Raw genomic sequence first — 13,757 nt, forward strand, 5'->3', positions numbered from 1 at the left:
CCTCAGCCCGCCCCTTAGCCGGACGGCGTGCTGCGGATGTTCTCCGGCAGCCAGGTGGCCAGCTCGGGCCAGGCGACAAGGATCACCACCATCACCAGCATCAGGCCGACCATGGGAATGGCAGTCTTCGAGATGTAGGAAATCTCGTGCCGGGTCATGCCTTGCAACACGAAAAGGTTGAAGCCGATGGGCGGTGTCACCTGCGCCATCTCCACCACTACGACGATGAAGATGCCGAACCAGATCACGTCGATCCCGGCCTGACGGATCATCGGCTCGACAATGGCCATGGTCAGCACGACCGAGGAAATACCATCAAGGAACATCCCCAGCACCACGTAGAACAGTGTCAATGCAATGATCAGCACCAGGGGCGACAGGTTCATCTGGTCGATCCAGCCAGCCAGTGCCCGCGGCAGTCCGGTGAACCCCATGGCCAGCGACAGGAAGGAGGCGCCCATCAGGATCAGTGCGATCATCGCCGAGGTGCGTGTCGCGCCCATCAGCGAGGCCGAGAAGGTGTTCCAGGTCAGCGAACCCTGCGCCAATGCCAGCGTCATCGAACCAAGGACACCGACTGCGGCGGCTTCGGTCGCGGTGGCATAGCCCAGGTACATCGACCCGATGACAACGGCGACCAGCAGCAGCACCGGGATCAGGAACCGGCTTTCGGCCAGCATCTGCCCAAGTGTCATTTTCGGCTCTTCCTGTGGGCGTTCGCCTTTGTAGAAAAAATGCCAGCCGACGATATAGGCCATGAACAAACCGGCCAGCACCAGACCCGGAAAAATCCCTGCCATGAACAGCTTGGTGATCGATTCATTGATCGACACGCCATAGACGATCAGCGTCAGCGAAGGCGGGATCATCAGGCCCAGCGTTGCCGCGCCCGCCAGCGTACCGATGATCATGAACTCAGGGTAGCCACGTTTGCGCAGCTCGGGGATCGACATCTTGCCAACGGTGGTCAGCGTCGCGGCGGAGGAGCCCGAGACAGCCGCAAAGATGGTGCAGCCGGCGATATTGGTGTGCAGCAAGCCACCCGGTAGCCAGCGCATCCAGGGCGCAAGGCCACGGAACATATCCTCGGACAGGCGGGTGCGATAAAGGATCTCTCCCATCCAGATGAAGAGCGGCAGCGCTGTCAGCGTCCAGCTGGAGGCGCCGGTCCAGATCGTGGTGATCATCGCGTCGCCTGCGGGGCGGGTGGTGAACAACTCCATCCCGACCCATGCCACGCCCATCAGCGCGAGGCCAATCCAGACCGAGCTGCCAAGCAGGGCAAACAGCACAAAGAGAAAGATGATTGTGGTGTAGATCTCGCTCATTCCACGGCCTCCGAGGTGATGCTGGACCGGCGGGTGATCAGCAGGCGACACAGGTAGTCCCACAAGGCAAGCGCCAGCAGAACGGTGCCGATGGACATGGGCAGCTGCGGCAGCCACACCGGGGTATAGACCCATTCGGACCCGGTCTTGGCCCAAAGCTCCCCCCATTTGCTGGGGGCGGTCGCGAACATGGCGAAAAAGGACAAGAGCCATTCCGGCACGAAATCCTGTCCCTGTGTGCGGTCATTCAGCATCTTGGAAAAGATGTTGGTCTTGATCGCGTAGCGGGCGAAATAGGTCGCTGTGATGGCCGCGATCCACATCGCCACGGCATCGAGAACCAGACCGATCCGGGGGCTGATATTGAGGAAGATCGACACCCGGATATGGGCGCCGCGCGTCAATGCGTGGGCCAGCGCCAGAAAGGAGGTCGCGGCCATGGCATAGCCGGCGTATTCGGTGGAGCCGGGAAAGGTCAGATTGCTCCAACGGGCGACCATCTGCGCCACGATCAGCAGCAGGATCAGCAGCATGAAGCCCGCCGCCAGAACGCCAGAGCCCAGATAAATCCGGTCCGCCAGCCGCTGGAGGGGGCGCAGTATGCGCCCGGCGGGACCGGGGACCAGCAGGCATGCCAGTGCCATAAGGGTTGGAATTACAAACAGCCACAGCCAGAGCGGCAGGCCCAAAAACGGTTGCCAGTCGCGCAAATCGACACCCCCAGAAAGTCAGAAAGGATTAGGCTCCGCCCGCACCAGGCAGGGCGGAGCCGTTGCGCCCGGGTGGGCGGATCAGTTGCCGTTATAGGCGTCGAGAATGGCCTTGCCGTCATCGCCGACCGAGGCCAGCCATTCTTCGGTCATCTTGGCGCCGATTGCCTTCAGCTCACCCAGGAATTCGGGGCTGGCGTCGGTGACGGTCATGCCATTTTCGCTCAGCTGGTCGAAATACCAGTTGGCCAGTTCCTCGGACTTGGCGGCGCAGGCGGCACCGGTTTCATCTGCAGCCTTCTGAACGGCGGCCTGCATATCATCGCTGAGGCCTTCCCAGGCTTGCTTGTTGACGATGACATAGTTGCGCGGCAGCCAGGCGTTAACCTTGTAATAGTGGCTCAGATGCTCCCAGACCTTGCGGTCATAGCCGGTGGAGCCGGAGGAGATGAAGGCCTCGGCAACGCCGGTGGCCAGTGCCTGCGACAGCTCTGCCGCTTCGATCTGCACCGGGATCATGCCCAGCTCTTCGGCAAAGGTGGCGGTGGCGGTGTTATAGGAACGGAACTTCACCCCCTGAGTATCGGCCGAAGAGCCGACTTCCTTGTTGAAGTAGAAGCCCTGACCGGGCCAAGGGCAGGTGTAAAGCGCCACGAGGTTGAGATCGGACAGCTGGGCGTTCACCTTGTCCTTGGCGGCGGCCCACAGCTTTTCGTTGTCCGCGTATGTGGTGGCGACAAAGGGCAGGTTGTCCCAGCCCAGAAGCGGTGCCTCGTTGGCGTGGGCGGACATGAAGCGTTCGCCGATGGGGGCCTGCCCCGTCTGCACGGCGCGCTTGATCTCGCCGCCTTTGAACAGCGAGCCGCCCGGGTGCACGGTGATGTCGATCTCACCGCCGGTATAGTCGCGGACCTTGTCGGCAAATACGACGCCCATTTCCGAATGGAAGTTGGTGGCGGCATAGGCCATGGGCATGTCCCATTTTTCCGCTGCGGCTGCCGCAGCCGACAGGGCCAGGGCAGAGACGGAATATGCGACGGTCTTTGTGAAATTAGCGATCATTGTGATCTCCCTGTTTTGGTTGGTCTTTTTTTATGGTTCTTATGATTTTGGCGCCTCAGGCGAACCGGTCCGGTTCATAGGGGCGCAGGTCGATATTGCTGGGCTGGCCTGCGATCATATCAGCGACCATGCGGCCGGTCTTGGCGCCGCCGGTCAGACCCACGTGGTGATGGCCAAAGGCGGCATAGACGCCGGTGCTGCCGACCTCGCCGATCAGCGGCAGGCTGTCCGAGGGCGCGGGGCGATAGCCTAGCCATTCTTCCTCGCTCTCCGCGACCATCTGCGGGAAACATTCCTTGACCTTGCGGCGCAAGAGCGCCAGCGGTGCCTTGGATTTTTCTTCGCTGAGGCCGCCGAACTCCACCACACCCGCGCAGCGTAGCCCCTGATCCATCGCGGTCGCAACGAATTTCCCCGAGGCAAGCATCATCGGATTGTTGGGGGTCTGGCTGGGCCCCTTGAAGACGATGTGATAGCCGCGCTCGGCCTCCAGCGGCACGTTGAGTCCCAGTTTCTGCATCAGTGGCTTGGACCAGACGCCGGTGGCCAGCACCGCCTCGCGGCACTCAAAGCGGCCCTTGTCGGTGTCCACGGCGCTGATGCGCCCACCGGACAGGTCAAAATCCTTAACCTCGGCCTGTACGAAGCGTCCGCCCATCTCTTGCAGCAACTTCACCAGATCCTGAACATATTTGCCGGGGTTGAGGATAAAGCCGTGATTTTTCATCACCGCGAGCAACTTCATCTCGGGCGCAAGGATCGGCTCCCGTTCCTGTACTTCGGCGCCTTCGATCAGCTCGGGCACGAACCCGGCCTCGCGGCGCAGATCCCAGACGTATTTATCCGCGTCAAAGGCCGCGCGGTTTTCATAGGCAAAGCAATAGTCGCTTTCCTGCACCCATTTGGCCGCGGGGGTGCCACGGGTCAGGGCCTGATGCTGTTCGACGCTGTCGCCGATAACATGGGTCAGCCCCTTGGCGATGCGGCGGGTGTCGCCATCGTTGGCATGCGACAGGTATTTCACCAGCCAGGGCACCAGTTTCGGTGCGTAGGACCAGCGCATGAACAGCGGGAAATTGGGGTCCATCAGGTATTTCGGCCCCTTGGGCAGCAGCCCGGGCGTGGTGACCGGCACAATGGCGCAGCTGGCCAGAATGCAGCCATTGCCATAGGAGGTGCCCATGCCGGGTTCTCCCTTGTCGATGAGCGTTACCTCATGGCCCGCGCGGCGTAGCCAGATGGCGGTGGCGGCGCCGACAATGCCCGCGCCGATCACGATGGTCTGCGGCGCGCTCATGCGGGGGACCGTTCTGCGAAACTGTAGGTGGTCATGATTTCTGTCATTGTCTCTGCTGGTTTTGGCCAACCATGCATAGGGAATGATATCATTTCAAATACTATTATCTGGCAGGGGTATCAGGAAAAATGATATGATTGTGATATGAACCTCAGATTCCGACAGATGCAGGCTTTTCATGCAGTGATGGAAACCGGAACCGTCACTGGTGCGGCGGCGACCCTTGGGATTTCGCAGCCGGGCATTTCCAATCTGCTGAGCCAACTGGAGCGGCAGACCGGGATCAAACTGTTCGAACGGGTCAAGGGGCGGCTGACCGCCACGCCCGAGGCAACGCTGCTATTCCGGGAAATCGATACCGTGGTGCGGGGCTTTGATCATGTGACCCAGGCGGTGATCGATTTGCAGAACAAGCAGGTGGGCCAACTGCAGGTTGCCTCGCAGCATTCGATGTCCTTTGGTTTCATGCCGCGGCTAATCGCCGAATTCGCCCGTGACCGGCCGGATCTGTCGATTTCCTTCCAGTCGCAATATTCGTCCAAGATACAGGAATGGGTGCTGTCGGGCCTGTTCGAGATCGGCATCTGCGAAATGCCGCTTCTGTATGATGCGCTGGATGTGCATCCGGTCACCGTGGAATGTCGCATCGCCATGCCGGAGGCCAGCCCGCTGGCCCGGCACGAGGTAATCACGCCCGATTTGCTGGAGGGCGAACCGTTTATCGTGATGGGGCCGGATCACATGACCCACCGCCGCACACGTGAAGCGTTTCTGCAGGCGGGGGTGCCGCTGCGGGCGCGGGTCCATGCGCATCTGTTCAAGAACCTGCTGAGTTTCGTCAAAGAAGGCATGGGCGTTGCCATCATTGATCCCTTCGTGCTGGATTTCGACCGGGACGGCGGCTTTGTCTCGCGCCGGTTTCAGCCTGCAATCCTGATGGAAATGGCTGTCATCACCTCAAGCGCACGACCGCTTTCGGCGATCGGTCAGGAATTTCTGGACCGGCTGAAAACCGCGCTGGTGCCCTATACCCGGGCCGTGTCAGATTGACCCCGCGCGGTCATACCTGCATCGAAGAGGCCACAACGGGTTATCTCAACGACGCTTATCTGTTGACTTGAGGGCCTGCTATCGCGTGAATTTATGATAATTTTACGATTTATGGCTGTTTGAGAACGCAAAGCGGGAGGGCTCGGATATGGAGCGCGGTGGCAAGACGGTTTACGGAGCGATTGTTGGGATTCTGATGCTGGAAACGCAGTTTCCCCGGGTGCATGGCGATGTCGGAAATGCGCTGACCTGGGATTTTCCGGTGCAGTATCGTGTTGTCGAAGGCGCCAGTCCCGACCGGGTGGTGCGCAATGACCCATCCGACCTGGCCGAGCGCTTTATCGAGGCGGGGCATGACCTGATCCGCACGGGCTGCGATGGTATCACCACCACTTGCGGTTTCCTGTCGCTGATACAGGAGGAGGTGAAATCGGCGCTTGGCGTGCCGGTGGCTACATCCTCATTGATGCAGGTGCCGATGGTGCAAAGCCTGCTGCCCGCCGGGAAACGCTGTGGCGTTCTGACGATCTCCGAAGAGGCGCTGGGCCCGGAGCATCTGGCCGCTGCGGGGGCGCCGCCGGACACGCCGGTGGTGGGAACCGATGGCGGGCGCTGCATGACCCGCGATTTTCTGGGGGACAAGCCGACAATCGACTTCGCGGCCTGTCGTCTCGACATGATCGATGCGGGTCTTGGCATGATGCAAAGCTATCCGGACGTTGGCGCCATCGTGCTGGAATGCACCAATATGGTTCCCTATGCGCGGGACCTGCGCAAGGTCACCGGGGTACCGGTTTATTCCATTTACAGTTTCATCAACTGGTTCCAGGCCGGGTTGCTGCCGCGGCATTTCCCGCTAGAGGTGGATGATCCGCGCTGGATGTGACGCGGCGCGCGCAGGCTATTTCTGACTGACGGCGCTGTGCCATTCGTTCAGGAACCGCGCCCGCTTCAGTCGATCCAGGAACACCAGCAGTCCCGGCCCCAGCTGGATCGGCCGAAGGGGCGCGCTGTGATCGCTGGCTTCGACCGGGTAGCGGTGAAACGGGTAGCCGGGATCGGGATCAGAACCCCAGGCTGCCTGCAACAAATGATCGACAAAGGCTCCGGCCAGATCCGGCTGCTGGGCATTTTCCAGGATTACGGCAGTGCGCAGCATCATGTTGGTGTAATCCTGCGGATCGATGATCACGATACTGTCTGTCAGGTCCGTGCGCGCCAGCGCGTAACTGCCCAGCACATTATAGGCGATGGCGAGATCTCCGCGCGCGACATCGCGGATCATCTGCCCCGAACAGCAGTAAAGCCGCACCTCTAGCCCGCCAAAGATCTCCATCAGGCGCCAGTAAGAATCCGAGGTCCGCGCATCCTGGGTGGCAAACAGATAACCAAGGCCGCTGGTGGCGATGTCATAGGTGCCGAGACGGCCTCGGAAGCGATCGGGGTTCTGTCGTAGAAGGCGGATCAGATCCTGTCGGGTCCGGGGCAACTCCAGCCCGTTAAAGGCGGCGCGCGACAACAGCAGGGACGCAGGCTCCTGCGAAAAGGCAAAGACATGATCACGCCAGTTCGCCCAGTCCGGCATGACGTCGGGCGCGGCAGACCTGTGGCGCCGGGTATAGCCATCGTTGGCCAGTTTGGTCTGCAGGTCCATGGCAGAAGACACGGCGATATCAAACCGCGCCTGCGGGCCCGAACCCGTGGTCACCACCTCCATCAAAACAGCGCTGCTGACGGTGGTGTATTCGATGGCGGTGCCCGGCCTGTCCGCAAGAAAACTCTCGACCAGCGGCGCCAGAACATCCATGTCCGTGGTGGACAATACCCGCAGCGCCGGGGCGCCCTCGGGGCCAAACCGGCGGAACTCCTCCACTTCAAAGCTGTGTGCGGGGAGGACCAGCCCGAGGGCTGACACCATCAGCGCAAGGGAAAAGACAAGGAAACGCATGCTCCGGCTCCTGTATCTGAATGGGCGATGACCAGCTTACCACCGTGGGCTTCGGCAACTTCGCGGGCAATGGTCAGCCCGAGGCCGGAGCCGATTGTCCCGGCGGCATTGCTGCCGCGCACAAACCGTTCGGTCAGGGCGGCTGTGTCTGTGTCTTCGGGAAATCCACCTGCCTGATCTTGGACCGAGACGATGGCGTCCAGCGGTCCCTGCCGCACCGTGACCTCAACATTGGTTTCCGAAGGGGCGTATTTGATGGCGTTATCCAAAATATTGCGCACGGCGTTCTGGATCAGAATGGCATCGCCCCAGAGCGGCGCAACCCCGTCGCATGCAAACTGCAGGTCGATATCCTTCAGATCCGCCACGGGCCGCAGCCGATCGACGAGATCATGGGTCAGCGTATCAAGGGCCACCTCCTTACGTTCCAGACTGTCGGTGCGGAAGGTCACCATGGCATGATCCAAAAGCTGCCCCGCCGCGCGGGAGCTTTCGTCGATGGCGCGGATCATCTCACGCAAGGAGGCCCGGTTTTCTGCCTTGTCCACTCGGCGCAGGGTGATTTCGGCCTGTGCTCGGACCGTGGCCAGCGGCGTGCGGACCCGGTGCGCGGCCTCGGCTATGAAGTCTTCGGATCGCGCGAGGGAGACCCGCAGGCGTTCAATAAACCGGTTCAGTGATTGCACCAGTGGCAGCATTTCGCTGGGCACCGCATGGCGGACCGGGCGCAGATCCTTAGGGCCGCGGCGCGAGACAACGGCACTGAGCGCGTGCAGCGGCTGGATGCTGGATTGTGCGGCCCAGACACCAAGCAGGGCGGAAATCAGGAAAAAACCGCCGCCCATCAACATGGCCCAGCGGGTCAGCCGCCCCAGCTCGGCCGTCTGTCCTTCGCGGGTCTGAGCCACGGTGATGACCACATCGACCGGTCCGTTGTTCAGGGACAGGCGCCGGACCAGCGCCACCATGCGCAGGCTGCTGCCGCGGTAGCTTTCGGTATCAAAGGCGGGATCTCCCGGGGCAGGGCGCTGGGCGGTCTGCGGCAGGTCTTCGTATCCGGTCAGCAGCAGGCCATCCTGACGCACACTGTAGAACACCCTGTCGTCGCTGACATTGCCCAGCATCGAAAGCGCCGCATAGGGAATGTCGAGGGTGACGGCGCCGGACTGTACCCGTACCGAATCCATGATCGATGTCGCCGAGGCGAGCAGGATGCTGTCATGGGTGCGCTGAGACACGTCGCGCGTAAAGACAAGAACGGTGAAAAACAGGATCGTGGCCAGACACGCCGCGCTCATCACCACCTGCAGGATCAACCGGCGCCGCAGCGATCCGCTGGTGCGCAGGGGAGGTGGCTGGGGTGCGGGGGGCTGCGGCGGGGTCATGCCAGCGACATCCGGTAGCCCAGCCCGCGCACCGTCACGATGGCGGCGCCGGATCCAGCAAGGCGCTTGCGCAGCCGACCCACGTAGACCTCGATGGCGTTCTCCGACACTTCCTCGTCGTAGGAAAACAACCGGTCCACCAGTTTTGCCTTGGAATAAATGCTGTCTGGGGCGCTCAGGAAGATTTCTAGCAGCCGCAGTTCCTTGTTGCGCAGCGGCACCGGGGTTCCGGCCACCACAAGCGTGCCGGCCAGCGGATCAAAGACCAGATTCGCGAATCGCTGTTGGTTGGAACTGTTGCCGCCCTGACGCCGCAGAACCGCACGGCAGCGGGCTTCCAACTCGGAAAAATCAAAGGGTTTGGTGATGTAATCGTCAGCGCCAAGGTCCAGCACGCCGACCCGGTCCGACACTTCTGATCGCGCCGTCAGCACGATCACCGGGGTCTTTCCCTCGCGGGCGCGATGGGCTTTCAGGAAACTGCGGCCATCCCCGTCCGGCAACATAATATCCAACAAAATCAGATCGTAATCCGTGGTTGCGGAAAATGCCTCGGCGTCCCGGGCGCCTGGCGCATGGTCGACAACATGGCCATCCATCCGCAACCGGTCACAGACCGCAGCTGCCAGGCTCATGTTGTCCTCAACCAGCAGAAATCGCATCCCATCCCTGTCCTTGATCCGGCGCATGCTGACAGGTCTGTGACAGGTCCGTGTCAGTTTTGCGTGTTCTTCATTCAGTCATGAGCGGCTTGGCCGCCACTTGTCAAATGGGAGGACAACACATGACATTTACCCTGACCCGACGGGCCCTGATGGCTGCGGCGACCGCGACCCTTGCCCTTGGCGCACCCGCGATGGCCGAAGACATGGCCGTCGACAGCATCCATTTCCTGATTCCCGGCGGCGCTGGCGGCGGCTGGGATGGCACTGCGCGCGGCACCGGCGAGGCGCTGACCAAGGCGGGCCTTGTGGGCACCGCATCCTTCGAGAACATGTCGGGTGGTGGCGGCGGCAAGGCCATCGGCTACCTGATCGAGAACGCCGACAGCAACCACGGCACCTTGATGGTGAACTCTACCCCCATCGTGATCCGTTCGCTGACCGGGGTCTTCCCACATAACTTCCGTGACCTCACAATGGTCGCTGGCACCATCGGCGACTACGCCGCCATCGTGGTGGGCAAGGACAGTTCGATCAATTCCATGGCCGACCTGATCGCCGCCTACAAGGCAGACCCGCGCGGCACCGCCATCGGCGGCGGCTCGGTTCCGGGCGGCATGGATCATCTGGTCGCGGCCATGGTGATGAAGGCAGCGGGCGAGAACCCGACTGAGGTCAAATACATCCCCTATGACGCGGGCGGTATGGCCATGGCGGCGCTGCTGTCGGGCGAGATCAAGGCGCTTTCCACCGGGTTCTCCGAGGCCATCGATCTGGCCAACGCGGGCGAGGTGAAGATCATCGGTGTTACCGCAGATGACCGCGTACCGGCCTATGCCGATGCCATGACCATGAAGGAGCAGGGCATAGACGCGAGCTTTGTCAACTGGCGCGGTTTCTTCGGCGCCCCCGGCCTGCCGGAGGAGCGCAAGGCGGCCTATCAGGCAGCCATCGCCAAGATGTACGACACGCCCGAATGGGAAGAGGTGCGGGCTCGCAACGGCTGGGTCAACATCCACAACAGCGGCGAGGACTTCGAAAAGTTCCTGGAAGGTCAGGAAGAGGTCATCAAATCGCTGATGCAGGAACTCGGGTTCCTCTGATCCCGCGTTTCCAAACCGGCGTCGCCTCCGGGGCATCGATAGATCTGCCCGGCAGGCGACGCCATTCCATTTTCCAAGACGTACCCGGAGGAGAACATGGCGCTTGATCGATGGATCGCGCTGGTCATTCTGCTGATCAGCCTCACCTATGGCTATGCGGCCTATTTCACCATGGACGCAGGCCTTCCCCCCTTCATGAAATTCAATGCCATCTGGCCCAGCACCTTTCCCAAGGTCCTGTCGGTGCTGGCGGCCATCTGCGCCCTGATCATTGTGTTGAGCCCGCAAAAGGGCGACAGCGGCCCCAAGGTTGGCGACATCGATCACCGGCGGCTTGGCGATTATAAACTGGGGCAGGCGCTGGCGCTTCTGGCTCTGATGGTGGCCTATGCGCTCTTGCTGCGCCCGGCAGGGTTCCTGATCTCCACGGTGGGCTTCCTGACCCTTGGCGCGGTGATCCTGGGCGAGCGCAAGCTGCACGTCCTGCTGCCCATCGCGGCGCTGGCTGCGGGCGGCGTCTGGTATCTGGTGCAAGAGGTTCTGGGGATCTTCCTCAGCCCCTGGCCGATCTTCTTTGGCGTGGGAGGCTGATATGTTCGAAGGTATCATGATTGGCCTTTCCAGCGCCTTTTCCCTGACGAACCTGATGATGGTGATCGGCGGCTGTCTGATCGGCACGTTCATCGGCATGCTGCCGGGCCTGGGCCCGATGAGCATCATCTCCATCATGATCCCGGTGGCGATCACCATCGGCGACCCTTCTGCGGCGCTGATCCTTCTGGCCGGGGTCTATTATGGCGCGATCTTTGGCGGCTCGACCTCGTCTATCCTGATCAATGCGCCGGGGGTTGCTTCGACCGTGGCGACTTCGTTTGACGGCTATCCGTTGGCGCGGCAGGGCAAGGCCGGTAAGGCGTTGACGGTGGCGGCGATCTCGTCCTTCTGCGGGGGCAGCATCGGCGCGGTGCTGTTGATGATCTTTGCGCCCGCGCTGGCAACCGTGGCGCTGCTGTTCCATTCCGCAGAGTATTTTGCGCTGATGGTGGTGGGGCTGTCGGCCATCGCGGCCTTTGCCGGAACCGGTCAGGTGGTGAAGGCGCTGCTGATGACGTTGCTGGGGCTGATCATGGCCACCGTGGGCGAGGGCGCGCTGTTCAATATGCCGCGTTTCACCATGGGGATCATGGATCTGCAGTCCGGCTTTGGTTTTATCACCCTTGCCATGGCCATGTTCGCCCTGCCCGAGGCGCTGTATCTGGTGCTGGATCCCAGCCGTTCCAAGACGGACGGTGGCAGCAGCGAGATCAGGGACCTGCGCATCACGCGGGACGAGGCGCGCGCGATTGCCCCGGTGATTGGTCGCCAATCGATCCAAGGGTTTTTGATCGGGGTGTTGCCGGGGGCAGGGGCCACCATTGCGTCCTTCCTGGGCTATGCGGTGGAGCGCAATATTGCGCCCAAGGAGGAGCAGGAGCAGTTCGGCAAGGGCTCGGTCAAGGGGCTGGCCGCACCGGAAAGCGCCAATAACGCGGCCTGCACCGGATCCTTCGTGCCGCTGCTGACGCTGGGCATTCCCGGATCGGGCACCACGGCGATCCTCTTGGGTGCGCTCATCGCGCTCAATGTCTCGCCGGGGCCGCGCCTGATGATCGACGAGCCGCAGATCTTCTGGGCAGTGATCATCTCCATGTATGTGGGTAATCTGGTGCTGCTGGTGCTGAACCTGCCGCTGATCCCCTATATCGCCAAGGTGCTGGCAGTGCCGCGCAACTACCTGATCCCCTTCATCCTGTTCTTCACCTTGATGGGGGCCTACATCGGGCAGAACAACGCAACCGAGTTGCTGATCCTCGTTGGGCTTGGCGTCTGCGCGACCATACTGAGGTTCGCGGATTACCCACTTGCCCCTTTGTTGATCGGCTTCATCCTTGGCTCAATGCTGGAGGACAACTTTGCCCGGGCGATGCAGCTTTATGACGGGCTGGGCTTCCTGCTGGACCGGCCGATGACGCTGGCGCTTCTGGTGCTGGCGGGGCTTCTGGTGCTGTTGCCAAGCTATCGCGCGCGCCGGGCACGGCTGCGGCAGGCAGGGGTGTCCGACGGCGACTGAGTATTAGCCCTGAAATTATGAACTGGCCCGGGCGGACATGCCGGGCCAGTCTTTTTGTCTGCGTCGGATGGTCCTCTGTCTGACGCTCGCCCACTCTGGCAGGGTCTTACGGGAACGCGCGCAGATGCCGGGAGGGCTGCACATGAAATCACTTACCTTGACCCTTGTTCTGTCAGTCCTGCCGCTGGCCGCCTTCGCGGATGTGCTGGAGGTGCAGAAGGTTACCGATGATGTCTGGGCGCTGGTTGGTCCGAAAAGCCAGCGCAACACTGAAAACCTTGGCAACAATGCCACCTTCGGCGTGGTGGTCACCTCCGAGGGGGTGGTGCTGATGGATCCCGGCGGTTCGTGGAAAGGCGCCGAGATGATTGACGCCACCATAGATCAGATCACCGATCAGCCGGTGACCTATGTGATCGACACCGGCGGGCAGGATCACCGCTGGCTGGGCAATGGCTATTGGCAGGCGCAAGGCGCAACCGTGATCGCATCCGAGGCTGCCGTGGCGGATCACAAGGACCGACAGTCTATGCAGATGACGATGCTTTCGCAGCTATTGGGCGATGAACTGGCAGGCACCGAGCCGCGCTATGCCGATGTGACCTTTGAAACGGGTCATGATCTCATGGTCGGTGGTCTGACCTTCCAGATCACCCATCACGGGCAGGCCCATACGCCGGGCGACAGTTTTGTCTGGCTCAAGGACCGCGATGTGATGTTCACCGGGGATATTGTTTATGTGGAGCGGATCCTTGGCGTCGGGCCGCAGTCAAATGCCAAAAGCTGGATCGAGACCTTTGAGGCGATGGCGGCCTATGAGCCGACCCATGTGGTTCCCGGCCATGGCCGCGCCACCACGCTGGAACAGGCCCGCGCCGATACCTACGACTACCTTGTGAACCTGCGCTCCCAGATCGGTGCCCTGATCGAAGAGGGCGGCGACATCATGGACGCGCCCGGGATTGATCAATCTGCCTTTGCCGGGCTTGAGCAATTCGACAGCCTGGCCGGGCGCAATGCGCAGACGGTCTATGAGGAGATGGAGTGGGAATAACCCCGCTTGCCGTTCTGTAACCTGTAGCCGCCTCCATCCCGGGGGCGG

13 protein-coding genes are annotated in these 13,757 nt (G+C 61.7%); 6 read left to right on the top strand and 7 right to left on the bottom strand.

Annotation, left to right across the window (positions count from 1 at the left end; translation table 11 throughout):
- Positions 1–14 precede the first annotated feature (14 nt).
- From AAFO90_RS09875 to AAFO90_RS09890, 4 genes are all read right to left on the bottom strand, one after another.
- A complete protein-coding gene (locus tag AAFO90_RS09875; protein WP_065270971.1) occupies positions 15–1,328 on the bottom strand; it encodes a TRAP transporter large permease subunit in 1,314 nt (437 codons plus the stop codon).
- Entirely contained in the window at positions 1,325–2,038 is a 714-nt protein-coding gene (locus tag AAFO90_RS09880) for a TRAP transporter small permease subunit (protein WP_347509285.1), read from the bottom strand. Before AAFO90_RS09880 ends, AAFO90_RS09875 begins: the two co-directional genes overlap by 4 nt.
- An 81-nt stretch (positions 2,039–2,119) precedes the next feature.
- Positions 2,120–3,100 carry a TRAP transporter substrate-binding protein gene (locus tag AAFO90_RS09885; protein ID WP_274867359.1) on the bottom strand — a complete coding sequence of 327 codons (981 nt, stop codon included), beginning with the start codon at positions 3,098–3,100 and terminating at the stop codon, positions 2,120–2,122.
- A 55-nt stretch (positions 3,101–3,155) separates the two neighbouring features.
- A complete protein-coding gene (locus AAFO90_RS09890; protein ID WP_347509286.1) occupies positions 3,156–4,397 on the bottom strand; it encodes an FAD-binding oxidoreductase in 1,242 nt (413 codons plus the stop codon).
- Between the two features lie 144 nt (positions 4,398–4,541).
- Here AAFO90_RS09890 and AAFO90_RS09895 point away from each other — a divergent pair, with 144 nt between their 5' ends.
- Positions 4,542–5,447 carry a LysR family transcriptional regulator gene (locus tag AAFO90_RS09895; RefSeq protein WP_347509287.1) on the top strand — a complete coding sequence of 302 codons (906 nt, stop codon included), beginning with the start codon at positions 4,542–4,544 and terminating at the stop codon, positions 5,445–5,447.
- Positions 5,448–5,595: 148 nt separating this feature from the next.
- Positions 5,596–6,333, top strand: a complete 738-nt coding sequence (locus AAFO90_RS09900) for an aspartate/glutamate racemase family protein (protein WP_347509288.1) — start codon at positions 5,596–5,598, stop codon at positions 6,331–6,333.
- A gap of 15 nt (positions 6,334–6,348) precedes the next feature.
- Here the strand turns inward: AAFO90_RS09900 and AAFO90_RS09905 are convergent, their stop codons facing one another.
- Genes AAFO90_RS09905 through AAFO90_RS09915 form a run of 3 tightly spaced genes read right to left on the bottom strand, consistent with a single transcriptional unit; the run spans position 6,349 to position 9,442 of the window.
- Positions 6,349–7,395 (bottom strand): ABC transporter substrate-binding protein, encoded by a 1,047-nt coding sequence (locus AAFO90_RS09905; protein ID WP_347509289.1) that lies wholly within the window; start codon positions 7,393–7,395, stop codon positions 6,349–6,351.
- Positions 7,365–8,780, bottom strand: coding sequence for a sensor histidine kinase (locus AAFO90_RS09910; RefSeq protein ID WP_347509290.1), 1,416 nt, complete (start codon positions 8,778–8,780; stop codon positions 7,365–7,367). The genes AAFO90_RS09905 and AAFO90_RS09910 overlap by 31 nt, the downstream gene beginning before the upstream one ends.
- Positions 8,777–9,442 carry a response regulator transcription factor gene (locus AAFO90_RS09915; protein WP_347509291.1) on the bottom strand — a complete coding sequence of 222 codons (666 nt, stop codon included), beginning with the start codon at positions 9,440–9,442 and terminating at the stop codon, positions 8,777–8,779. Before AAFO90_RS09915 ends, AAFO90_RS09910 begins: the two co-directional genes overlap by 4 nt.
- 122 nt (positions 9,443–9,564) lie before the next feature.
- Here AAFO90_RS09915 and AAFO90_RS09920 point away from each other — a divergent pair, with 122 nt between their 5' ends.
- The 4 genes from AAFO90_RS09920 to AAFO90_RS09935 all read left to right on the top strand — a co-directional run bounded on the left by AAFO90_RS09920 (position 9,565) and on the right by AAFO90_RS09935 (position 13,709).
- On the top strand, positions 9,565–10,545 hold the full coding sequence (locus AAFO90_RS09920) for a tripartite tricarboxylate transporter substrate-binding protein (protein WP_347509292.1): 981 nt from the start codon (positions 9,565–9,567) through the stop codon (positions 10,543–10,545).
- A 96-nt stretch (positions 10,546–10,641) separates the two neighbouring features.
- Complete coding sequence (locus AAFO90_RS09925; RefSeq protein ID WP_065270962.1) at positions 10,642–11,136, top strand: tripartite tricarboxylate transporter TctB family protein; 495 nt, start codon at positions 10,642–10,644, stop codon at positions 11,134–11,136.
- Position 11,137: 1 nt separating this feature from the next.
- Entirely contained in the window at positions 11,138–12,655 is a 1,518-nt protein-coding gene (locus AAFO90_RS09930; RefSeq protein ID WP_347509293.1) for a tripartite tricarboxylate transporter permease, read from the top strand.
- Between the two features lie 142 nt (positions 12,656–12,797).
- Positions 12,798–13,709, top strand: coding sequence for an MBL fold metallo-hydrolase (locus AAFO90_RS09935; protein WP_347509294.1), 912 nt, complete (start codon positions 12,798–12,800; stop codon positions 13,707–13,709).
- Positions 13,710–13,757 lie beyond the last annotated feature (48 nt).

Origin of the sequence: Phaeobacter sp. CAU 1743 (assembly GCF_039839315.1) — a bacterium.
GTDB classification, from domain to species: domain Bacteria; phylum Pseudomonadota; class Alphaproteobacteria; order Rhodobacterales; family Rhodobacteraceae; genus Phycobacter; species Phycobacter gallaeciensis_A.